The sequence below is a fragment of the Craterilacuibacter sinensis genome (genome assembly GCF_009831765.1).
GTDB classification, from domain to species: domain Bacteria; phylum Pseudomonadota; class Gammaproteobacteria; order Burkholderiales; family Chromobacteriaceae; genus Craterilacuibacter; species Craterilacuibacter sinensis.
This window is the reverse complement of record NZ_WSSB01000007.1, coordinates 113,966-137,250: the sequence shown is the minus strand read 5'-3', so window position 1 is coordinate 137,250 and position 23,285 is coordinate 113,966. Positions and strand designations below refer to the sequence as shown.

Here is a 23,285-nt window from a genome sequence, read left to right as displayed (position 1 = left end):
CCTGAATGCCAGCCAATACGGCAACAACCTTCTTCTAAAGCTCTGTCGCTTATGATTCGCCTGCTGTCCGACGAATGCCACTGGCCCGACTACGCCGGCCACTGCCTGACTAATCTGGTTGCTTCACTGGCCCATGCATTGGGTGCACCCGCCTTGCATCCGCCTTTGTCCGGCGCTGCTCTTGCCGACCTGCAGACTGACGGGCGCGATATTGCACTCTTAATCGTTGACGGCATGGGTGACAACCAGCTGGCACGTCACGGCCCGCACTCGTTTTTGCGCGCCCACCAGCAAGGCACGCTGACCTCGGTCTTCCCTTCGACCACGGCCAGTGCCATTACGACTTTGCAAACGGGTGCCGCGCCGGCACAGCACGGACTCACCGGCTGGGAGATGTGGGATGCAGACAGCCAGTCCATCATCCTGCCGCTGCCGCTGACGACCCGCTATAGCGAAAACACCCGGCAAACCCCGCAGACACTGGCAAAGCACCTGTTTCAGGCGCACTCATGGTTCGACCAGATCCAGCGCCCGGCCTACGCTTTGCTGCCGCAACGCCTGATCCACTCTCCGTATAGCGTCCACCATACCGGGCGCGCCAAACGCATCGGCCACACCCATTGGGGCCAGCTATTCGAACAACTGCATGAACTGGGCACTCAGCAAGCAAAACCAGGCTTTATCTATGCCTATACCGCACAACTGGACCATGAAATGCATGATGTCGGCCCTAACGACTGGGCCATCAGCCGCAGCTTCAACCTGCTGGACGAAGAGGTAGAACGCTTTTGCCAGCGCAAGCGTAGCCGGCCGATGACGCTGATTATCACCGCCGACCATGGTTTTACCAGCACGCCCAAAGCCCAGCGCCTGCAGTGGGAACAGCTGTCCGCCACTCTGCGCGGCAAGTTGCGCCGGCCACTATCCGGCGAAGGGCGGGTGCGCTTTTGCCATACCCACGACGCAGAAGCCGGGGCATTTATCGAACTGGCACGCGAAGAATTAGGCGATAAGGCTTGGGTACTAAGTGGCAGGGAATTGATAGAAGCCGGCGTATTCGGCCCTGCGCCCTACCATCCGGCACTGGCGAGCCGCATCGGCGATGCGGTACTGCTGATGAAACCGGGCTATACCTTGCGCGACACCCTGCCCGGTGAAAAGACAGTCTGCCTGCAAGGCGCCCATGGCGGCGTCAGCCGCGAAGAAATGCAGGTCCCGCTGATCCGTATCGATCTTTAAGCCAGGCGTTCGCGCCAGGCCTTCAAAGCCTGCCGGGTGATGCGCACCGGCACCACCACCCGCTCCATAGGTTCGATCCGGCCAAAGGTCACCGTTTCCATACTCAGTGCAATACCATCTTCGCCATCACCGGGCGAGCGCACGATCCCCATGCGGTCAAGCAGCAACTGCTCGTTGCGTACTGCCAGATATTGCTCCGGCGCATTGCTGACCCGCTTCACTACCTCCAGCTTGCCTTCCAGCGTAGCTATCGGCGCCAGTTCGGCCAATTCCTGATCAATCTCGGCGAGATAGGCCAGCAACTCGGCCCGCGAGTCAGGCAGGCGCTCGTTTCCAGGCGTGGCATCCACCACCACCGCCTTGCCTGACAGGGTCGCCAGCTTAAGCTCCACCTGGGTTTTTTCCGTATTCAGACTCTGCAAACGCCCTGCTTGCAAGGCGATACGCCGTGCTGCCACGGCGGCGAGGGCATGAAACGCACGCTGCACCGCCTCCTGCCGCAAACCTTGTTCGCTATTGCAGATACCTACCAGCCTGTGCCCGCCAAAGCTGACCACCGTCTGCGCAACATCATCCAGCAACTGGCCATTGCGCAAGGCGCTACCGAAATGACGCTTCTGGTAACACTGCATCACCAGCAAGGCATAGGCTTCATCGCCATGGCTTGCATGCAGGAAATACTCGTGCAAGGCTTTGCTGCCATCCAGCACGCCAAGCAGGACATCCGGGGTCGCGAATAGCAGACCAACCCGGCGATCGACGTTATAGCCTTGCGGCGACAAGTCCAGCGCCGGCGCAAGACTGCCCGCCAAAGTTTCGGCGTAGGCGCGCGAACGCACGACGCCCGTTTTCAGACGGTCGCGCCAGCCGGGCAATAATTCTATTTTGGGTTCAGCCACCTGCACCAGCGTCTGGAAGTACACCTCCAGCTCGCGCTGCTCGTGCCCCAAACCCAGGATATTCATGATCCATTGCCACAGCTTGCTCATTTGACCTACCCCATCTCAATCAGAACTTCTCGCCGGCGGCCAGATAACGCCACTTGCCTACCGGCAAATCGCCCAGCATGACCTTGCCGATACGCACCCGCTTCAAGCCGATAACCCGCAAACCCACCAGCTCGCACATGCGGCGAATCTGGCGCTTCTTGCCTTCGCGCAACACAAACCGCAGCTGGTCTTCATTTTGCCAGGCAACCTGCGCCGGCAGCAATTTCTTGCCATCAAGCTCCAGACCGTGATTCAGCAGCGCTAGACCCTGTGCCGACAAGGCACCAGACACCCGCACCAGATACTCTTTGTCGACCGAAGAATTTTCCCCGATCAGATGCTTGGCCACCACACCATCTTGCGTCAGTACCAATAAGCCGATGGAGTCGATATCCAGACGGCCAGCCGGCGCCAATCCTTTCAGGTGCTCGCGGGCAAAACGGATACCGCTCTGGTCACCCTTCCACTGATTGTCCGGCGTAATCAGAACCGAGGCCGGCTCGTAGCCGTCTTCTGCCTGACCGGACACATAACCGATGGGCTTGTTCAGCAGCACCGTCACCCGGCGCGCCTGCGCCTGACTGGCGCGCTTATCCAGCTCGATGCGCTGACCGGCAACGACTTTTTGCCCAAGCACGGCGACTTGCCCGTCCACCTTGACCCAGCCCTGCTCTATATAGCTGTCTGCCTCGCGGCGCGAACACAGCCCGAGTTCGGCAAGGCGCTTGGATATACGGACAGATTCCATGAAACCACTCCAACTGAAAAGGGCAGCTCAAGGCCGCCCGTTACAAAGTAGCTTATTGTAAGGCATCATGCCGCTTTGCGCCCGACTTCAAACAGGAAACGGCGATAAATCCCATCCGGCAGCGAGCTGACGGCAATACCGGCGAAAATGGTCGCCAGACCCACGGCATGGTAGGCATAGACGGCCTCCCCCAGCAACAAAATGGACAATAAGGCACCGAATGCCGGCATCAGATAAAGAAAGCTGGCTGCGCGTGTACTGCCGATCACGGCAATGGCCCGGTTGTACATCAGAAAAGCCAGAATGGACGGGAAAACGCCAAGATAAATCAGCGCCAATACCGTGCCAGTGCCGGCCGTGGGCAAGCTCTGGCCGCGATACCATTCATACCCGGCAAAAGGCAGTAACAGCACCACACCAATGGCAAACAGGATCGTCATCTGCAGCACGGCGGGAATGCCGGGCTTGAGCTTGCGCAAGCCTACGGTGTAACAAGCCCAGCACAGGCCGGCTGCCAGCACCCCCACATCCCCGATACCCAAGTGAAAGCGCAACAGCGCATGCCAGTCTCCGCGCAGCACAATCACCAGCGCCCCGCCCAAAGCCAGCAACATGCCGGCTACCTGCTTGCGTGTCAGCCCCTGGCGACTGAGCACGGCCCCCAGCACCAGCACCAGTACCGGTGTCAGACTATTAAGCACCACCGCATTGGTGGCCGTTGTATGGCGCAAGGCGATATACAGCAGCGTATTGGTCAAGGCAATGCCGGTCAGACCCAGCATCAACAACACCCGCCACTGCGCGCGGACAAGCGGCCAACTCTGACGAAAACGGGGCAAGGCAAAAGGCAGCAGACACAAAAGCGCCAGCATCCAGCGGGCAAAAGCCAGCGTAAACGGCCCGATACTGCCGCCCAATGCGCGCCCGACAATGAAGTTGCTCGACCACATCAAAATGGACAGCACCAGCATGGGGTAAGTCAGGCGGGACAATACGCAAGGGCTAGTGGGCATGGCATCATTATCGAATAAAGCGGTAGCTGCATTTTAACTGCCAGCCGATTTCGCCTTAACCAAAATAATGCCAAAAACATTAATTTTATTGCCCGAATAAAGAATAGCTTAGGTATAAGTTGCTCAATTTGTTAATTTCGTAAAATTAATCACCAAAGCCACTCGCTACGCCAAGCCCTGCTCCATCGACCGCATCGCTATTTCAGCCGGGAGCCATCCACATCCAGCACCACCACGTCCACCGTGATGCCCTGCCGTATGCTCTGGGTGACGGTGCAATAGTCCTCGAAGCTGGCCAATACCCGTTCTACCTGGGCAAGTGTGGCCGCCGGCTTGCCCAGCTTAAGCGTGACGGCTATCGATTCGACGCGCAAACGCTTCTGTGCATTACGCCCCAGCACGCAACTGGCCTCGGCGCTCAAAGGCGCAACATCCTGCTTGAACTTGCCAAAGGCAAACAGCAAGCTGGCGCACAGGCAATTGGCCGCCGCAGCCACCAGCAACTGCGATGGCGAAGGACCGCTATCCTCCCCCAGAGGCGGCGGCTCGTCAGTCAGCAATACCGGCGCGCCATGACCAAACTCGTTGGCAAAGCGGTAATGCTCGACCTGCTGCAGCGATACATGCAACTCTCCTGCCATCTCGACTCCCCTTTACAGTTCACGCCCCAAGGCCGGGGCCAGCACAGCCAGTTGCTGCATCAGCTGGGCAAACGCTTGCGGATCCAGTGCCTGATCGGCATCACACAAGGCTTCGGCCGGCTGCGGATGCACTTCTATCATCAGGCCATCGGCACCGGCAGCCAGCGCCGCCATAGAGAGCGCCGGCACCATCCACGCCTTGCCGCCGGCGTGGCTTGGGTCGGCGATCACCGGCAGATGGGTTTCACGCTTGAGTAGCGCAATGGCAGACACATCCAGCATATTGCGGTAAGCCGTCTCGAAGCTTCTGATGCCGCGTTCACAGAAAATAATATTGTGGTTGCCGCCGGCGGCAATGTATTCGGCCGCCATCAGCCACTCATTGACCGTCGCGGCCATGCCGCGTTTGAGTACCACCGGCTTGTTGATGCGCCCGACCTCTTTGAGCAGATCGAAGTTCTGCATATTGCGCGCGCCGATCTGTATCACATCGACGTCGTACTCGAGAAAGGTGTCCAGCTGGCGCACATCCATCAGCTCGGTTACCACCGGCAGGCCATGCGCACGCCCCGCCTCCAGCAGCAAGTCAAGACCGGCCACGCCCAGACCCTGAAAGCTGTACGGGCTGGAGCGCGGCTTGAATGCCCCGCCGCGCAGCAGACGCGCACCCGACGCCTTGACGGCCGCAGCAGATGCATCCATTTGCGCCGCTGTTTCGACCGAGCATGGCCCGGCAATCAGCTGCAGTTGCTTGCCACCGAAGGGAATGCCGCGCACGTGCACGACACTGTCGCTGCCATGCACCTCGCGCGCAACCAGGCGGTAGTCCTTGAGCACGCGCATGGCGCGCTCGACGCCGTCCATCAGTTCGAACATATCGGCCGACAACACCCGCTCGTCCCCCACCGCGCCGATAATGGTGCGCTCGGTGCCGCGCGATACATGTTCGGACAGACCGTGGGCGCGAATCTTGCCAACCACGGCAGCAATGGCGGCCTCACCCGCACCGCGGGCCATCACGATAATCATGCGCTCTCCCTCCCTTTATCCATAAAGCCCAAGTCTGCGCCTAGCGCAGCGCGGCTTCCAGCACTTCGATAAAGCGAGCATTTTCTTCTTCCAGCCCGATACTGACGCGCAAGCTGTTTTTCATGTTGTAAGACGCCAGCGGACGCACAATCACGCCATGGCGCAAGAAATAGCTATTCAGTGCCGCCGCATCGCCGACATGGAAGGTCACGAAGTTGGCAAACGACGGGATATAGGGCAAGTCCAGCCGCGCCAGCGCCTCGGTCAGCTGCGCCATGCCCTGCCGGTTAAGCGCCACCGCACGCGCCAGAAAATCCGCATCGTCCAGCGCGGCCACCGCTGCGGCCTGCGCGAGGCTATTCACATTAAAAGGCTGACGCACGCGATTGATCATGCCGACGATAGCGGCACTGGCCAGCGCAAAACCGACGCGCAGACCGGCCAGGCCATAGGCCTTGGAAAAGGTGCGCGACACCAGCAAATTGGGGAAACGGGCGAGAAAGCCGATTACATCGGCGCGCAGTTCGGGTGCCAGATACTCGGTATATGCCTCGTCCAGCACTACCAGCACGTCTTCGGGTACGGCTTCAAGAAACTCAAGCAAGGCACCGGGCTTGATCAGCGTGCCGGTCGGGTTATTGGGGTTGGCGATAAACACCAGCCGCGTCGAAGGCTCGATCGCCGCAAGCATCGCATCCAGATCATGTCCGTAGTCGCGCGCCTTCACTTCAATGGCGCGCGCCCCGGTCGCCTGCGTCACCAGGGGGTAAACGGCAAAAGCGTATTCGGAGAACACCACCGAGTCGCCGGGGCGCAAAAAGGTGCGCGCAACCAGTTCGAGAATGTCGTTGGAGCCGTTACCCAGCAGTACCTGATCCTGCGTGACGGCAAAACGTTCGGCAATGGCCGCTTTAAGCGCGAAACCGTTGCCATCCGGATAGCGCGCCAAATCGGACAGCGCCGCCTCCAGCGCTGCACGCGCCTTGGGCGGCAAACCCAGCGGGTTTTCATTGGAGGCCAGCTTGACGATGGCCGCTTCATCCAGCCCCATCTCGCGGGCCAGTTCGGAAATAGGTTTGCCGGCCTGATAAGGCGCAATGGCACGGATATAGTCGGGCGCGCGTTCAGCCAGATTCATCATGGTTTTCCTTGTTGATTATTGTGAGCCCCCGCACGGACGGCGAGGTGCTTTAACCGTTCTTGGCATCCACCCATTTGAGGGTGTGGCGCGGCTGATGGTTTTCCAGCGCATGCAATAGCTCGGGCAGATGTTTTTCGGCGGCAAACAGTGACAGGTTTTCCGGCCGGGCGAAACCTTCATCCACCGCATGCCGGGTCATGGCCAAAAGCGGATCGAAAAAGCCGGCCACATTCAACAGGCCGACCGGCTTGTCGTGCACCGCCAGTTGTGCCCAGGTCAGGATTTCAAACAGCTCGTCAAATGTACCGAAGCCGCCGGGCAAGGCAATAAAGGCATCGGACAGCTCGGCCATTTTAGCTTTGCGGGCATGCATACTGTCAGTAATATAAAGCTCGGTCAGCCCCAGATGGGCGACTTCCTTGGACTTCAAAAATTCGGGAATCACCCCGATCACCCTGCCCCCCGCTGCGAGGCAAGCATCAGCGGCCACGCCCATCAGCCCGACATTGCCGCCACCGTACACCAGGGTAATGCCGCGCTTAGCCAGCTCAGAACCAAATGCACGGGCCGCTTCGGCATACTCTGGACGGGCGCCGTGGCGCGAACCGCAAAACAGGCAGATCGATTGGATAGATTTCATGTACACCACTTGAAAATTGACAGGTTCTTGCGCCTGGCAGGACACAAGAACCCCGATAGAACACAGCCGCTCAGATCACCGCTTGCGGATAGGAACCCAGCAACTTGACGTAGGATGCGCGCGCGCGCAGCGCTTCCAGCGCCTCGGCCACATGGGGCTCGCTGCAATGCCCTTCCAGATCGATAAAGAACACATAATCCCACAGCCCGGCACGCGAAGGGCGCGACTCGAACTTGCTCATCGATACGCCACTGGCAGCAATCGGGGCCAGCAACTGATGCACAGCACCGGGCCGGTTGGGCGCGGATACCACGATGGATGTCCTGTCCTTGCCAGTGGCGCCCACATCCTGAAACCCCAGCACCAGAAAACGCGTGGTGTTATTGGGTTCGTCTTCTATGCTGCCCGCCAGCTTCTCCAGATTGAAGCGCTCGGCCGCTGCCTGCCCGGCAATGGCCGCCGCCGTCGGGTCAAGGCTGGCCAGGCGCGCTGCCTCGGCATTGCTGGCAACCGACACCCGCTCGACCTCGGACGGCAGGTTTTTGTTCAGCCATTCGTGACACTGGGCCAGCGACTGGGCGTGCGAATAGACACGGCGTATGCCGGCCAGACCGGGTGTTTTACGCAATAAATGGTGGTGGATGCGTAGCACCACCTCGCCGCAAATCTTTAACGGCGTCGTCACCATCAGGTCCAGCGTGCGCCCGACCGCTCCTTCGGTCGAGTTTTCCACCGGCGCGACCACATAGTCGAGCGTGCGCGCTTCAACCATGCGGAACGCCTCGTCTATCGAGGAACAGGCCACCACATGGGCGCCATGACCGAAATGCTTGGTTGCCGCCAGCTGGCTGAACGTGCCCTCCGGCCCGAGAAAGGCAATGGACAAAGGCTTTTCCAGCGCCAGACACTCGGACATGACTTCACGAAACAGGCGCGCCACAGCCTCGTCCGGCAACGGCCCCGGGTTCAGGTCCTGAATGCGCCGCAATACCTGCGCCTCGCGTTCGGGCCGGTAGATCACGCCCCCGCCCTTGATTTCGCCGATCTCGCGCGCATGCAGTGCACGCTGGTTGAGCAAATGAAGGATATCGACATCGATCGCATCGATCGCGTCGCGATGCTGTTTTAGTAGATGGTCTGACACATGACTCTTTCGCAATCACAAACTATTGTTTACCGATGGCATAAGTGTGTGCGAGATGGGCTGCTGTCGCAAGCGCCACGGCAATAAAAGCGCGGCCCTGACTGCCATTTCCTTGCGCTATCCCCGGACAAGCTCATTCCTCGCCCAAGCGCTGTTAGCTACACGCGGCAATCACATTGGCGGCATCGATGATAAATACCGGCTGCAAATAGGCGAGAAATACCAAGACAAGCACCCACACAAACACCGTCAACCACAAGACAGGCTTCACCCTGCAGCCTCTGCCTGCTGCATCACACGCGATGGCTGTTCACGTATCGGCAGGCTGGCCAGACCGGCCACCACGCCTAGCGCCATGGCAATCAGCCATACCGGCAGGTAGCTGCCGGTCGTGTCGTAAACCAGCCCGCCCAGCCATACACCGAGAAAACTGCCGATCTGGTGTGATAAAAACACCGCACCAGACAGCATGCCCAGATGCTGCACGCCAAACTGAGTGGCAATCACGCCATTAGTCAAGGGCACGGTGGACAGCCATAAAAACCCGATCGCGGCCGCAAATAGCGAGACCGACAGGGTCGACAGCGGAAACAGCAAAAACAGCCCGATCACGATGGCGCGGGTGAAATAAATGCCGGCCAGCAAATGCGGTTTGCTTCGCCGCGAACCCAGTTCGCCGGCGGTAAAGGTACCGAAAATATTAAACAGGCCAATTAAAGCCAAGGCCAGGCTGGCGGTGGCACCGGACATGCCGTGATCTTTCAGATAGGCCGGCAAATGAACGCCGATAAATACCACCTGAAAACCACAGACAAAATAGCCGACCATCAAGAGGCGAAAGCCCTTCTCCTGCCATGCCAGCGTAAACACCCGCACCATACCGGCCAGTATCGAACCGTTCGCCCTGAGCGGACGTTTGGCATCCATCGCCGCCGGTATGCGCACAAAAGGCAGAATCAGCAAACTCATGGCCGCCAGAATCAGCAGCGCCGGTAACCAGCCCAAGCCGTCTATCAAGCCAAGTGTGGCCGGTACCATGGCAAACTGGCCAAAAGAGCCAGCCGCCGCCGTCAGCCCCATGGCACGTGAGCGGTAGGCTGCCGGCACGATACGGCCAACCACGCCGAATACCACGCTATAGGTGGTGCAGGACAGCGCCAGCCCCAGCACCAGACCAGCTGAACCTGCAAACAAGCCAGGGGTAGCGGAAAGCGTCATCAGCGACAGACCCAAGGCATAGAGCAGCGCACCGGCTGTCAGCACCCGGCCCGGGCCATGACGGTCTGCCAGCGCGCCGGCAAAAGGCTGCGCCATCCCCCACACCAGGTTTTGCAAGCCGATGGCAAACGCAAACGCCTCACGTCCCCAACCGAATTCCTGCGTCAATGGCGGCAGGAAAAAACCGAAACCGTGACGTATACCCATGCTCAGCGACACAATCACGCCACACGCCAGCAGCAAACGGACAATGGATCTACCCATGCCGCCCCCTGCTTAAATCAATGCCACACTGCATGGCGCACTTCCTCTTTAAAGATCAGGCCGGACATTCAGAAACCCGCTTCAATCCACAACAAGACAGGCCGGCCGGCACGCCAATTGTTCAAACTGCGTCAGGGGCAGCGGCTGGCTGAATAAGTAGCCCTGATAGCTCAGGCAGCCGGAAGAGGCCAGCAAGTTGCGCTGATCTACCGTTTCCACGCCTTCCGCAATCACACAAATCCCCAGACTTCGGCCCAGCGCCAGCATGGCGCGCACAATCACAAGATCGGTCGGATCGGTAAACAGATCGCTCACAAATGAGCGGTCTATCTTGAGTTGGTCAAGCGGCAGATGTTTCAAGTAAGACAAGGAGGAATAGCCGGTACCGAAGTCATCCAGCGACAGGCCTATGCCGTACTCTTTCAGCACATGCATGCGGCTGACCACCTCTTCGGCATTGTCTAACACCAGACTTTCGGTCAACTCAAGTTTCAAGCGCTGCGGGCACACTTCATACCTGTCCATCAGCGCCAGCACTTGCTCGACAAAAGCGGGGTGACTGAACTGGCAGGAGCTGACATTAACCGACAACGACAAACCTGATAATTGCGGATTGTCAGCCCAGCGTGCCAATTGCAGGCACGCGCTTTCCAGCACCCATAAGCCGATAGGAATAATCAGCCCACTTTGCTCCGCCAACGGGATAAAGTCATCCGGCGACACCAGCCCTCGCTCGGGATGCCGCCAACGGATCAATGCCTCGGCCCCTTGCATACGGTCTTGCATATCCACCTGCGGCTGGTAGAAAAGCTCGAACTGCCCTTCTTCCAGCGCCCGGCGCAGGTCCTGCTCAAGCTGGCTCTGTCTGGCAATCACCTGCTGCATCTTGGCGTCGAAAAAACTCAGGACATTGCGCCCGCCAGATTTGGCATGATAAAGCGCAGCATCACCGCGCTTTAAAAGCTCGTCGACCGACAATGTGGCATCAGCAAAAAGCACAACACCCATGCTGGCTGAACACTGGTACACCCGCGTACTGCCGGCCTCATCCAGCACCAAGACATAAGGCTCACTCACACGATCCAGTAGTTTCTGTGCCACGGCCTCTGCTGCCTGACGCGCAGGCAAACTCCCCTCCAGGTCCGGCAAAATCACGACAAACTCGTCCCCGCCCAAGCGGGCGACGGTATCGCACTCCCGCAGACGGCTACGCACGCGACTGGAGAATTCAAGCAGCAGCTGATCGCCGGCAGCATGGCCCATGCTGTCATTGACCGCCTTGAAATTATCCAGATCCATCACCAGCAAAGCGCTTTGACGCTGATAACGGGCACAAGCAGCGAGCACCTGCGCCAAGCGATCAAGCATCAGACGCCGATTGGGTAGCTGGGTCAGCGCATCATAAAAAGCCAGTTGCTCGATTTTCTCCGCAGCCAGCTTATGCTCTGTCATATCCCAGCAAAATCCGAGATAGCCCAGAAAATTATCCTGGCTATCGTAGCGCGGGCTGCCCTCGTCACGTACCCAGCGATAGCCGCCATCGGCGTGACGCAGACGATACTCCCGGCTAAAGGGTCTACGCAGCACAAAGGCTGAACGCCCGGCCTCCGAACAAGCGGCGACATCATCGGGGTGCACCCCTGCCAGCCAGCCCAAACCCAGCTCCTGCTCAAGCCCACGCCCGGTAAAGCGCAACCAGGGCTCGTTGAAATAGTTCAGTAATTGCGTCTGATCCGACGTCCAGATCAGAGCACTGCCGCCATTGGCCAGGGTGCGGAAATGTTTTTCACTATCATGCAAACGGATTTCTGCCTGTTTGCGCTCGGAAATGTCATGTGCCACGCCAAGCACGCCTATCAGTACACCATCGGATGCATACATCGGCGTCTTGCTGGTTTCAAATACCCCCTGATAACCGTCAGCGGCAAATGTCAGCCGCTCTTCGTTCCGGCTCAAGCCCCCCGCCGCTATCGCAACCCTGTCTTGCTGCCGAAAAAAATCGGCCTGTTCAGCGCTGACAAAATCGTAATCCGTCTTGCCGACAATATTGGCTTCACGCGCGCCAAACAGGCGTTCAAATGCGCTATTGCAGGCGAGGTAATAGCCGTCGGCATCCTTCAGCCAGACTGGCTCGGGAATCGTAGCCAGTAATGTACGCAGGCGGGCGCGCTCAATATCCAGCTGGCGGTAAGGCGCACTTACGCCCGAGGCGTAGATCGCGCGATACACCATCAGATAAGCCAGCACCTTGTAGATATGACCCAACAGATTGAACAGATCAGTCACATCGCCATACAAGGTAAAAAACAATTCAGCCAACGCCTGTATCCAGGCAGCGGCAGCCAGCAACTGCGGCCCTTTTTTACCCGTGTGCAATCCCCGGCGCAACAGCAGCGCAGCCGCGCCGCCATATAGCAGCGCCAACACATACTCGCTACCGATCTTGAAATCAGTCAGCCCTTGCCCGGCAATAAAAGTGCGCGGCAACCATTCGCTACGCAGCAAGCCCACAAACCAGACACAGAGCACCAGTGCACATACTGCTGCGAGCGCCGCATAACAAGCGGGTTCAGACCAGCGCTTGTCTGGTCGCAGTGCAACATATAACAAGACAATGGCAGCCACATAGCGCCCGGCCAGCCAGAAATTGATGGCTTTCTCCGCCCCGCCAGGGGTAACCAGCTCCGGCATGCCGGCATAAGAAAGCATATGAGCGAAGTCGATCAGGCAAACAGCAAGAAAACCCACCCCCAATACCATCCGGTTGCTGTTGTTCCCCTCGTGTCGCAAGTTCCAGGCCAGAGAAAACACCATAACGGAAACCGCCATGGAGAAAAACTCGAGCCCGCTATGCAGCGGTAAATAATGTAACAGCGAGGGGAAAAATTTTAACGCGGGCAAGACCTGACCACAGGCCAGTAAAACCGTTAACGCCAGAGCGAGCTTCGCACCGGCAGGCCAGCCATAAGCGGGCAAAGGCGAGCTCCACAGCGCGTGATGGAAGGCAGTACCCTGCCGGGGCGGGACAGGATGACTCATAGGGTGCTCCTGCAAGAGCAATCAAGGCGTTTTACAATAATGCAATTATCATTAATTGCCGAGCAATAAGCAATCAATATGCATTACCATATCTCATTGTCCCCTGACGTATGCTTCCTTTTCCGCTGAATGCCGGCATAAAAAAAGACCGCTTTATCAGCGGTCATCTTTGAGGCCCATTTCATTGTCCCAGCGCCGGGACTCGATCTCTTTTCTGGCATCATTGCGTAGCCTGTCCTGCTCGGTGCAGCGTACCGGCCCACCTACCGCGCGGTTACGAATGGCCCGCATCGCATTGATACGATCCCTTTCCATCAGAAACATGCTTCGGTTCATGCTGGCTCCTGTACGCTGATTCAAGATGAATTGCTGCAGCTTTCCAGTGATGCATAACGCTTGTGGCGTTGCATCATCATCGCACAAACAGACATAGACACAAGGGTGTAAAAACAGAAAAAGCCTGTTGTCACCCAAAATTAATACGTGAGGGCAAAACAACAGGCCATAGGCAAGCAAACTGCAAAGATATGACTTGTGTGGCAAATCAGACACTACGCCGCTCATATACCGCCTGCGCCAGCGTACCCAGATCAATATGCTCCAGCTCCCCTCCCACCGGCATGCCGCGGGCAATACGGCTGACCCTGATGCCGCGTGCCTTCAACAGCTCGCTGATCATATGCGCGGTGACCTCGCCTTCGGCGGTAAAGTTGGTGGCAATCACCACCTCCTCGACCACACCATCCTGCGCCCGCACCAGCAGCCGGTCCAGATTGGCCTCGCGCGGCCCTAAGCCTTCCATCGGCGACACCCGCCCCATCAGCACAAAATACAGGCCGTCAAAGCATTGCGCCTGCTCCAGCATCAGCTGGTCGGTGGGCATTTCCACCACACACAGCAAATCCTGACGCCGCGTCTCATCGCTGCACAAATTGCACAAAGGGGTTTCGCTAAAGGTATTGCAGCGCTCGCAGTGGGTCAGATGGGTCAGTGCACGGTCGATGGCGCGCGCAAGCTTTCCGGCGCCATCCTGATCGCGTTGCAGCAAATGGTAGGCCATACGCTGCGCCGATTTGGGGCCGACGCCGGGCAAAACTTTAAGGGCGGCAATCAGATGATCGAGGGCGGGCGGGTTTTTCATGGGAAAGGATCCGGGATAAGGGTTCGGGGATCCACACAAGCGGTGGCAAGCAGCGCGCTATGCAGCGCTGACGCCCAAGGCAACAAAGGACGAGCGACAGAATCCCCGACTCCGTCGCCCGCCCTTATTCAGATCAGAACGGCAGCTTCATGCCAGCAGGCAGGTTCAGACCCTGCGAGAAACCGGCCATCTTTTCCTGCGTGGTGGACTCGGCCTTGCGTACCGCGTCATTGACAGCGGCAGCAATCAGATCCTCCAGCATTTCCTTGTCTTCCTTGACATCGTCCAGCAAGGAATCGTCAATACTCACGCGCTTAACGTCGTGATGGCAGGTCATGGTGACCTTGACCAGACCAGCACCGGACTGGCCTTCGACTTCGACCGAGCCCAGTTCTTCCTGTGCTTTTTTCATGTTTTCCTGCATTTGCTGGGCCTGTTTCATCAGGCCCGCGATTCCGGCTTTACCGAACATAAAACTTACTCCTGAGCGGGTTGGATAGTATCGGTGAGCAAGGTCGCATCGAATTCGCGCACCAGTTGCTGCACCACGGGATCATTTTCCAGCACGACACGCGCTTCCTGCCGCAATTCATGGCGGTTGCGTGCGTCGCGCATGGCGGGCGTTTCTGCGCCGGTCTCTTCGACCGTCACGCTCAGTTCCAGCGTATGGCCGAAGTGCTCGGCCAATACCGTCCTGAGTTTATCCTGATAGTCGCGACTGGCCAGGTGGCGGAAACTTTCCGGCACAGCCAACACCAGCGCCCCACCCTGCCAGCTTTTCAGCACGGCGTTTTGCGCCAGCATGCGCACGGTTCCCATGCGCGGACCAATCTCGGCCACCAGCGCCAGCCAGTTGCCGTCAAAAGCCGCCGGCTTTTGCGGCAACTCGTCAGCCGATATATAAATTTCGTCGTCGTCCTGCATGGCGTAATCGGGCAGATCCGGCGGCAACACGTCGCCTTCGCGGCCATCCGCATCATCATCGGCAACTTCAGCGCCCTTGGCCGCGATGCTTGGTGCAGCTTCGGCCGGCAGCGGCAAAGCGGCCGCAGGCTCGGGCTCTATCTCGGGCTCGGGCTCGGGTGCAGGTACAGGTGCAGGTGCAGGGTTGCTGCCCGCCAGCGCTGCAGCGGCCTGCGCTCGGGGTGTCGCCGCTGGCGTGCGTGTTCCGCCGACCTGCTGCGCCAATTTGGCGCGCGCCTGATCCATGGCTTCACGCCCGGCAACGGCGGCGTGTGCAGCAAGCGGCGCCTGGGCGCGTACGGCGGCGGGTGCCGGCTCGCGCTGATTCAGGGGGTGAAATGCCAGCATGCGGATCAGGGCCATATTGAAGCCGGCGTGTTCATCCGGAGCCAAAGCCAGATCACGCCGGCCATGCACGGCGATCTGGTAATAAAGCTGCACATCTTCCGGCGCCATCAGGCCAGCCAGCGCAAAGATGGCATCGTACTCGGGTTCGTCCGGCGAAATCGCCTGCGGTACGATTTGCGCCATGGAAATCTGCTGCAGCAGCACCGCCATTTCGGACAGTGCACTATCAAAGCCGATACCGCGTTCGGCCAGTTGCTCGGCCTCGCGTATCAACAGCGGGCCATCGGCATCAGCCAGTGCGCGCAGCAGGCCGAACAGATAGCTGCAATCAACCGCGCCCAGCATGGCGCGTACGCCTTCTTCTTTGACATCGCCCTCGCCATAGGCAATGGCCTGATCCAGCAAGGACAAGGCGTCGCGCATGGAGCCGGAGGCGCCGCGCCCCAGCAAGGACAGCGCCGGCGTCTCGTAGGCTACGCCCTCCACCTCCAGCACATGAGCAAGATAGCCCGCAATCTGCTGCGGCGTCATATTGCGCAGACTGAACTGCAAACAGCGCGACAGCACCGTGACCGGTACTTTTTGCGGGTCCGTGGTGGCGAGGATGAATTTCACATGCGCCGGCGGCTCTTCCAGCGTCTTGAGCATGGCATTGAACGCACTCTTGGACAGCATGTGCACTTCATCAATGATGTAAACCTTGAAGCGCCCCAGCGTCGGCGCGTATTGTGCGTTTTCCAGCACTTCGCGGATATTGTCGATGCCGGTATTGGACGCGGCATCGATCTCCAGCAGATCGACATAACGCCCGGCATCAATCTGGCGGCAAGCCGCACACACGCCGCAAGGCTCGGCCGTAATGCCGGTCTCGCAATTAAGGCTCTTGGCCAGAATACGGGCGATGGTGGTCTTGCCCACACCGCGGGTGCCGGTCAGCAGATAAGCATGGTGCAGGCGCTCGCTGCCAAGTGCATTGGACAATGCACGCACCACGTGCTCCTGGCCGACCAGATCGGCAAACCGCTTGGGACGCCACTTGCGGGCGAGGACTTGATAGCTCATGGGGAGCGATTCTAGCAGAAGAGCGCAGGCGAAAACACGCCAAGCGCCCACTGCATCCGCTTCAAGACTTTGCCCCCGGCGCAGCGGCCGCCTGCTGCGCCAGATAGGCCTCGCGTATCTGCTCGGCCAGCTCCTGCGCCACCTTGGCATAAAGCGTGCTGCGGTTGTAGCGGGTAATGGTGTAGAAGTTGCCCAGACCCAGCCAGTACTGCACCTCGCCCGGAGCGACTTCCAGCGGGAACAGCACCGCCGGCACATTGTCGGCGACTTCGGCGCGCGGGATCACGCCCATTTTCTTCAATTCGCCCACGGTGTAGTGCAGATTGAATTTGTCCGATACCAGCTTGTCGATCTGCGGCCCCGGCACCACATCGGCCGGAATCACCACATCGTCGCCCTTTTGCCAGCCGTGCAGCTTGAAGTAATTGCCTATGCTGCCCGTTACATCGGCCGGACTGCTCCAGATATCGCGCTTGCCGTCGCCATCGAAATCGACCGCCCACTTGCGGTAGCTCGAAGGCATGAACTGCGGCCAGCCCATGGCACCGGCGTAACTCCCCTTCAGCAGCAACGGATTCTTGCCCTCCTCCTTGGCCAGCTTGAGAAACTCGGTCAGCTCGCCGCGAAAATAGGCGGCACGGCGCGGATAGTCAAAACCGATGGTCGTCAGCGCATCCGCCACGCGGAAACTGCCGGTATTGCCGCCGTAGCGGGTTTCTATGCCCAAAATGGCCACCACCATTTCCGGCGGCACGCCATAACGGGCCTCCACCTTGTTCAGCAAGTCGGCATGCTGCGTCCAGAATGCCACACCGCCATCGACCATCTTGCCGGAAAGGAAATTGGGGTGAAACTGGTACCACGGACGCGAAGTGGAAGGCTTGTCCAGCGCGGCAATAATGGAAGGCTTGAGTTCGACATTGGCAAACAGCGCCTCCAGATCGGGGCGGGCAAACTCACCCGTTGCCACCTGCTCGTCGATATAACGCTGGACATCGGGGCGCGCCAGCAAGGCTGCATCGGCATGCGCCAGCAGCGAGCACGCCGCCAGCGGAAAGAAAAGCCATTTTTTCATCGGAAATATCCGCATTCGCATCAGGCAAAGCCGCTGCCTGACTTAATGTTTATAGGAGAGTGCACTGGACACCAGACGCGAGGTGATATCGACTATCGGAATGATATGTTCGTAATTCATCCGGGTCGGTCCTATCACGCCGAGCGCACCAACCACCTGGTCATTGATCTTGTAAGGAGCGCTGACCACCGTGCATTCGCCCAATGTGGTCACCCCCGACTCCTCACCGATATACAGGCTCACGCCCTGGGCCGTCTGGCTCTGGTTCAGCAGCTTAAGCAGCTCGGTCTTGCGCTCGAATACCGAAAACAATTCACGCAAGCGGGTCAGGTCTTCGGACAAGTCCCGCACATTCAACAGATTATTGCCGCCGGCAATCACCACCGCACCGGTCTGTTCGACCATGGCCTGCCGCCCAAGATTGATCGCAAGCGCCATCAGACTGCTGATATCGCCCTGAAGTTCACGCAATTCATGTTCTACGCGCACCGTCACGCTGGACAGCGCCTGCCCGGCGTAATGCATATTGATGAAATTGGCGGCTTCAGTCAGCTCGGACGGGCTGTAATCGCGCTCGCTGGCGATGATATGGTTTTGCACGTCGCCATCCATGGTCACCAGAATCAGCAGCACCCTGCGCTCGGACAGGCGCAAAAATTCCATCTGGCGAAACGCGACATCCGCGCGCTTGGGCGTCACCACCACACCGGTAAATTGCGTCAGATCGGATAATAGCCTTGAGGCGGCTTGTGCCAGCTGCTGCGGACTATCCGGATGCAGGTTGTCCTCCAGCTCGCGCACCAGCGCCGACTCCAGCGGCCCCAGCGTCAGCAATCTGTCGACAAAAACACGATAGCCGCGCGCCGTCGGCACCCTGCCAGCCGAGGTATGCGGCGAAGAAATCAGCCCCATTGCCTCCATATCGGACAGCACATGGCGTATCGACGCACTGGAGAGCTCCAGACCGGACAACTGCCCCAAGGTACGCGAGGGTACGGGTGTGCCGTCGGCGATATAGCGCTCAACCAGAGTCTTGAGCAGGCGTTGGGCACGTTCATTCAGCATAGGGGCTCTCGGGCACGGCATTAGTTGCAGTATAAATGGGCGCAAGACAGATAAAATCAAGCGGGGCACCCGCGACCCAATAAGATTAAACACCGGCCGCCCCAATGCACTGAAGACACACGGCCAAATATGCGATAATCGTCCGCTTGATGACCCACCGCCGTTTTGGAGAGAGCATGGCCAACGACAACAAACGCGCCGAAGAAAAAAGCAAAGCCCTGACCGCAGCACTTGCCCAGATTGAAAAGCAGTTCGGCAAGGGCTCCATCATGCGGATGAGCGACAACCAGATCAACGAAAACCTGCAAGTCATTTCGACCGGCTCCCTCGGCCTCGATCTGGCGCTGGGCGTGGGCGGCCTGCCGCGCGGCCGCGTGGTTGAAATCTACGGTCCGGAATCCTCGGGCAAGACGACGCTGTGCCTGCAGGTCGTCGCCGAAGCACAAAAAATGGGCGGCAGCTGCGCCTATATCGATGCGGAAAACGCACTCGATCCTATCTATGCGCAAAAACTGGGCGTCAAGGTTGAAGACCTGCTGATCTCGCAGCCTGACACCGGCGAACAGGCGCTGGAAATCTGCGACATGCTGGTGCGCTCCGGTGGCCTGGATGTAATCGTGATCGACTCGGTGGCAGCACTGGTACCCAAGGCCGAAATCGAAGGCGAAATGGGCGACAGCCACGTCGGCCTGCAGGCACGCCTGATGAGCCAGGCGCTCAGGAAGCTGACCGGCAATATCAAGCGCACCAATACGCTGGTGATTTTCATCAACCAGATCCGTATGAAAATCGGTGTGATGTTCGGCAACCCGGAAACCACCACCGGCGGCAACGCGCTCAAGTTCTACGCCTCGGTCCGTCTCGATATCCGCCGCATCGGCGCCATCAAAAAAGGCGACGAAGTGCTGGGTAACGAAACCCGCGTCAAGGTGGTCAAGAACAAGGTGGCACCACCATTCCGCCAGGCCAACTTCGACATCCTGTACGGGGAAGGCATCAGCCGCGAAGGCGAGATCGTCGAAATGGGCGTAGAGCACGGCTTTATCGAGAAGTCCGGTGCCTGGTACAGCTATAACGGCGCCAAGATCGGCCAAGGCAAGGACAATGTGCGCCTGTGGCTGAAGGACAATGCCGCCGTGGCTCAGGAAATCGAAGCCAAGATCCGCGACACGGTCGGCATCAAGGTCGAGATTACCGAAGATGCGGCCGATGGCGACGAACTCGCCAACGATGCATTCTAAAGTGAGCTCATGGAAAAAAGCCTGAAAGCGCGAGCTGTCGAGCTTTTGTCGCGCCGCGAATATTCGCGGCGCGAATTGCAGCAACGCCTCAAACCCCATGCCGAAAATCCGGAAGAGATAGAAGCGGTACTGACCGAACTGGCCGAACGCCACTGGCAGTCAGACGAGCGCTTCGCCGGCCAGTTTGCCGAAGTCAAGGGCCGGCGCTGGGGTAGCCGTCGCCTGACCCAGGCCTTGCGGGAAAAAGGCGTGGACAAGGACACTATCGCCTGCGCCATCGAAAACCATGATGACCTGGCCGTGGCCAGCGATGTCTGGCAGCGCAAATTCGGCAGCTTGCCGCAAACCCAGCAGGAAAAAGCCAAACAGATGCGTTTTCTGGCTGCGCGCGGCTTCCCCATGGACGTGATCAGTAAGGTTTTATCCGGTTGCGCGCTGGATGATTTTGCCGGCGACGACGACAGGGATGACTGACGGTCGCAGTTTCACCGCCTATTTTCCTCTGTTTACCGCAAAAATCACGCTCCAGCGCCGCGCAAGGCTTGCACCGCCGCATCAGCCTTGCCAAAATCAAGCCCAGCTTACTCTGCACCCCGGCATACTGGGGCTCTCAATTTTGCATTGCGACACTATCCAAAAATGAAAACTTCGGAAATCCGCCAGAAGTACCTCGACTTCTTCGCCTCCAAAGGCCACCAGATCGTGAGCTCCAGCTCGCTGGTGCCGTGGGAAGACCCAACCCTGCTGTTCACCAATGCCGGCATGAACCAGTTCAAGGACGTGTTCCTCGGTTTTGACAAGCGCCCATACAGCCGCGCCACCACCAGCCAGAAATGCGTACGCGCCGGCGGCAAGCATAACGACCTGGAAAACGTCGGTTACACCGCCCGCCACCATACCTTCTTCGAGATGCTGGGCAACTTCAGCTTCGGCGACTACTTCAAGCGCGATGCCATCCACTACGCGTGGGAGTTTTTGACCGGCAAAGACTGGCTGGCCCTGCCCAAGGAAAAGCTGATGGTCACCGTCTATGCGACGGATGATGAAGCGTTCGAGATCTGGAACAAGGAAATCGGCATCCCGGCCGACAAGATCGTGCGCATCGGCGACAACAAGGGTGCCGCCTACGCCTCCGACAACTTCTGGACCATGGGCGATACCGGCCCGTGCGGCCCGTGCACCGAAATTTTCTACGACCACGGCGACCACATCTGGGGCGGCCCTCCGGGAAGCCCGGAAGAAGACGGCGACCGTTTCATCGAGATCTGGAACAACGTGTTCATGCAGTTCAACCGTGACGAGTCGGGCACGCTGCATCCATTGCCCAAGCCATCGGTCGACACCGGCATGGGTCTGGAGCGCATCTCGGCCGTCATGCAGGGCGTACACGCCAACTACGAAATCGACCTGTTCCAGGCACTGCTTAAGGCCGCCGCGCGCGAAACCGGCATCGCTTTCAGCATGGACGAGCCTTCGCTCAAGGTGATTGCCGACCATATCCGTGCCTGCTCTTTCCTGATCGCCGACGGCGTGATCCCGTCCAACGATGGCCGCGGCTATGTATTGCGCCGCATTATCCGCCGCGCCATCCGCCACGGTTACAAGCTGGGCCAGAAGGGCCTGTTCTTCCACAAGCTGGTTGCCGATCTGGCCGCCGAGATGGGCGATGCCTATCCGGAACTGCGCATGAAGCAGGCCGAAGTGGAAGACGCGCTCAAGCAAGAAGAAATCAAGTTTGCCGAGACGCTGGACAAGGGCATGGGCCTGCTGGAGTCGGCACTGAAAGACGGCAAGGCGCTGGATGGCGCCACCGTATTCAAGCTGTATGACACCTACGGCTTCCCGGTTGACCTGACCGCCGACATCGGCCGCGAACGCGGCATCGAAGTCGATCTGGCCGGTTTCGAAGTGGAAATGAACGCCCAGCGCGAACGCGCCCGCGCTGCCTCCAGCTTCAAGATGACCGGCAATGTTGACTACAGCGGTGCCGACACCTGCTTTGAAGGCTACAGCCAGCACAGCACCGACGCCCGCGTACTGGCCCTTTACAAGGACAACCAGCCGGTCGAGTATCTGAATGCCGGCGACGAAGGCATTGTCGTTCTGGACAACACCCCGTTCTACGCCGAAGGCGGTGGCCAGATCGGCGACAGCGGCACGATCTCGGTGACCGGTGGTATCAATGCCCTGTTCGATGTGACCGACACCCAGAAAATCCAGTCGGCCGTCTTCGGACACAAAGGCGTACTGGCACGCGGCGAACTCAAGCTGGGTGACAGCGTGACCGCCACCATCGACCTGCACACCCGCCTGGCAACGGCACGCAACCACTCTGCCACCCACTTGCTGCATAGCGCCTTGCACCATGTACTGGGCAACCATGTGGCACAGAAAGGCTCTCTGGTCACCTCCGAGCGTACTCGCTTCGACTTCTCGCATGGCGAAGCCGTCAGCAGCGAGCAGATCGCCGAGATCGAGCGCATCGTCAACCGCATGGTGGCGCATAACGCCGAGGTTTCGGCGACGGTGATGCCTTACGATGACGCAATGAAAGCCGGTGCCACCGGCCTGTTCGGCGAGAAGTACGGCGACGAAGTGCGCGTACTGAAGATGGGCGAGCACTCGATGGAACTGTGCGGCGGCACCCATGTGAACCGCACCGGTGATATCGGCTTCTTCAAGATCGTGTCCGAAGGCGGCATCGCAGCCGGCGTGCGCCGTATCGAAGCGGTCACTGGCGAAGGCGCCATCCTCTGGGCGCAGGAACAGGATGCCCTGCTCAAGCAGGCAGCCGTCGCGCTCAAGGCACAAGGCACGGCCGAAGTCGTGACCAAAATCAGCGCTCTGCAGTCCGATCTTAAGGCGCTGGAAAAGGAGATGGCAAAGCTCAAGGTCAAGCTCGCCGCTGCCGCCAGCGCCGAACTGGCCGACAATGCCCAAACCGTCGCCGGCGTGAAACTGATCGCCACGACTCTGGAAGGCGTCGACAATGCCGGTCTGAAGGAAACCGCCGAAAAGCTCAAGGACAAGCTGGGCTCGGGCATCATCCTGCTGGCCACCACTAGCGAGGGCAAGGTATCGCTGGTCGCTGCGGTGACGGCGGATCTGACCGGCAAGCTCAAGGCAGGCGAACTGGTTAACTTTGTCGCCCAGCAAGTTGGCGGCAAAGGTGGCGGCCGTCCGGACTTTGCTCAGGCGGGTGGCACCCAGGTCGAGAACCTGGCACAGGCTGTAGCCAGCGTCGAAGGCTTTGTTGCCGGCAAGCTGTAAACGCAAGGCAAGATA

The 23,285-nt window shown here is 59.1% G+C and carries 20 protein-coding genes; 4 read left to right on the top strand and 16 right to left on the bottom strand.

Annotated elements, in window-relative coordinates; genetic code table 11:
- The first annotated feature begins 51 nt into the window (after positions 1-51).
- A complete protein-coding gene (locus tag GQF02_RS09280; protein WP_124734516.1) occupies positions 52-1,239 on the top strand; it encodes an alkaline phosphatase family protein in 1,188 nt (395 codons plus the stop codon).
- Here the strand turns inward: GQF02_RS09280 and GQF02_RS09275 are convergent.
- The 16 genes from GQF02_RS09275 to hrcA all read right to left on the bottom strand — a co-directional run bounded on the left by GQF02_RS09275 (position 1,236) and on the right by hrcA (position 18,759).
- Complete coding sequence (locus tag GQF02_RS09275; protein ID WP_124734517.1) at positions 1,236-2,228, bottom strand: hypothetical protein; 993 nt, start codon at positions 2,226-2,228, stop codon at positions 1,236-1,238. The genes GQF02_RS09280 and GQF02_RS09275 overlap by 4 nt on opposite strands.
- A 19-nt stretch (positions 2,229-2,247) precedes the next feature.
- Positions 2,248-2,976 (bottom strand): pseudouridine synthase, encoded by a 729-nt coding sequence (locus GQF02_RS09270; RefSeq protein ID WP_124734518.1) that lies wholly within the window; start codon positions 2,974-2,976, stop codon positions 2,248-2,250.
- A gap of 65 nt (positions 2,977-3,041) precedes the next feature.
- On the bottom strand, positions 3,042-3,989 hold the full coding sequence (locus GQF02_RS09265; protein ID WP_160796555.1) for a DMT family transporter: 948 nt from the start codon (positions 3,987-3,989) through the stop codon (positions 3,042-3,044).
- A gap of 197 nt (positions 3,990-4,186) precedes the next feature.
- Positions 4,187-4,630, bottom strand: coding sequence for an OsmC family protein (locus GQF02_RS09260; RefSeq protein WP_124734520.1), 444 nt, complete (start codon positions 4,628-4,630; stop codon positions 4,187-4,189).
- Positions 4,631-4,642: 12 nt separating this feature from the next.
- Positions 4,643-5,659 (bottom strand): 3-deoxy-7-phosphoheptulonate synthase, encoded by a 1,017-nt coding sequence (aroF, locus tag GQF02_RS09255; protein WP_124734521.1) that lies wholly within the window; start codon positions 5,657-5,659, stop codon positions 4,643-4,645.
- A gap of 40 nt (positions 5,660-5,699) precedes the next feature.
- Positions 5,700-6,800, bottom strand: a complete 1,101-nt coding sequence (hisC, locus tag GQF02_RS09250) for a histidinol-phosphate transaminase (protein ID WP_235930132.1) — start codon at positions 6,798-6,800, stop codon at positions 5,700-5,702.
- A gap of 49 nt (positions 6,801-6,849) precedes the next feature.
- On the bottom strand, positions 6,850-7,440 hold the full coding sequence (locus tag GQF02_RS09245) for an LOG family protein (RefSeq protein ID WP_124734522.1): 591 nt from the start codon (positions 7,438-7,440) through the stop codon (positions 6,850-6,852).
- A gap of 70 nt (positions 7,441-7,510) precedes the next feature.
- On the bottom strand, positions 7,511-8,584 hold the full coding sequence (gene pheA / locus GQF02_RS09240; protein WP_124734523.1) for a prephenate dehydratase: 1,074 nt from the start codon (positions 8,582-8,584) through the stop codon (positions 7,511-7,513).
- Between the two features lie 267 nt (positions 8,585-8,851).
- Positions 8,852-10,066: an MFS transporter gene (locus GQF02_RS09235; protein WP_160796553.1), complete on the bottom strand. Its 1,215-nt coding sequence runs from the start codon at positions 10,064-10,066 to the stop codon at positions 8,852-8,854.
- Positions 10,067-10,147: 81 nt separating this feature from the next.
- The gene (locus GQF02_RS09230) at positions 10,148-13,105 is read right to left on the bottom strand and encodes a bifunctional diguanylate cyclase/phosphodiesterase (protein ID WP_160796551.1); all 2,958 of its coding nucleotides are present in this window, start codon (positions 13,103-13,105) and stop codon (positions 10,148-10,150) included.
- A gap of 156 nt (positions 13,106-13,261) precedes the next feature.
- Complete coding sequence (locus GQF02_RS09225) at positions 13,262-13,441, bottom strand: hypothetical protein (RefSeq protein WP_124734526.1); 180 nt, start codon at positions 13,439-13,441, stop codon at positions 13,262-13,264.
- Positions 13,442-13,649: 208 nt separating this feature from the next.
- Positions 13,650-14,246 (bottom strand): recombination mediator RecR, encoded by a 597-nt coding sequence (gene recR, locus GQF02_RS09220; protein ID WP_124734527.1) that lies wholly within the window; start codon positions 14,244-14,246, stop codon positions 13,650-13,652.
- 133 nt (positions 14,247-14,379) lie between these two features.
- On the bottom strand, positions 14,380-14,718 hold the full coding sequence (locus tag GQF02_RS09215) for a YbaB/EbfC family nucleoid-associated protein (RefSeq protein WP_124734528.1): 339 nt from the start codon (positions 14,716-14,718) through the stop codon (positions 14,380-14,382).
- A gap of 5 nt (positions 14,719-14,723) precedes the next feature.
- A complete protein-coding gene (gene dnaX, locus GQF02_RS09210; RefSeq protein WP_160796549.1) occupies positions 14,724-16,619 on the bottom strand; it encodes a DNA polymerase III subunit gamma/tau in 1,896 nt (631 codons plus the stop codon).
- A gap of 61 nt (positions 16,620-16,680) precedes the next feature.
- Positions 16,681-17,694 carry a lytic murein transglycosylase B gene (gene mltB / locus GQF02_RS09205; RefSeq protein WP_160796547.1) on the bottom strand — a complete coding sequence of 338 codons (1,014 nt, stop codon included), beginning with the start codon at positions 17,692-17,694 and terminating at the stop codon, positions 16,681-16,683.
- Between the two features lie 42 nt (positions 17,695-17,736).
- Positions 17,737-18,759 carry a heat-inducible transcriptional repressor HrcA gene (hrcA, locus tag GQF02_RS09200; RefSeq protein ID WP_160796545.1) on the bottom strand — a complete coding sequence of 341 codons (1,023 nt, stop codon included), beginning with the start codon at positions 18,757-18,759 and terminating at the stop codon, positions 17,737-17,739.
- 176 nt (positions 18,760-18,935) lie between these two features.
- Here hrcA and recA point away from each other — a divergent pair, with 176 nt between their 5' ends.
- The 3 genes from recA to alaS all read left to right on the top strand — a co-directional run bounded on the left by recA (position 18,936) and on the right by alaS (position 23,270).
- The gene (gene recA, locus GQF02_RS09195) at positions 18,936-20,000 is read left to right on the top strand and encodes a recombinase RecA (RefSeq protein WP_124734532.1); all 1,065 of its coding nucleotides are present in this window, start codon (positions 18,936-18,938) and stop codon (positions 19,998-20,000) included.
- 9 nt (positions 20,001-20,009) lie between these two features.
- Complete coding sequence (gene recX, locus GQF02_RS09190) at positions 20,010-20,474, top strand: recombination regulator RecX (protein WP_160796543.1); 465 nt, start codon at positions 20,010-20,012, stop codon at positions 20,472-20,474.
- Between the two features lie 165 nt (positions 20,475-20,639).
- Positions 20,640-23,270, top strand: coding sequence for an alanine--tRNA ligase (gene alaS, locus GQF02_RS09185; protein WP_160796541.1), 2,631 nt, complete (start codon positions 20,640-20,642; stop codon positions 23,268-23,270).
- The last annotated feature ends 15 nt before the right edge of the window (positions 23,271-23,285 follow it).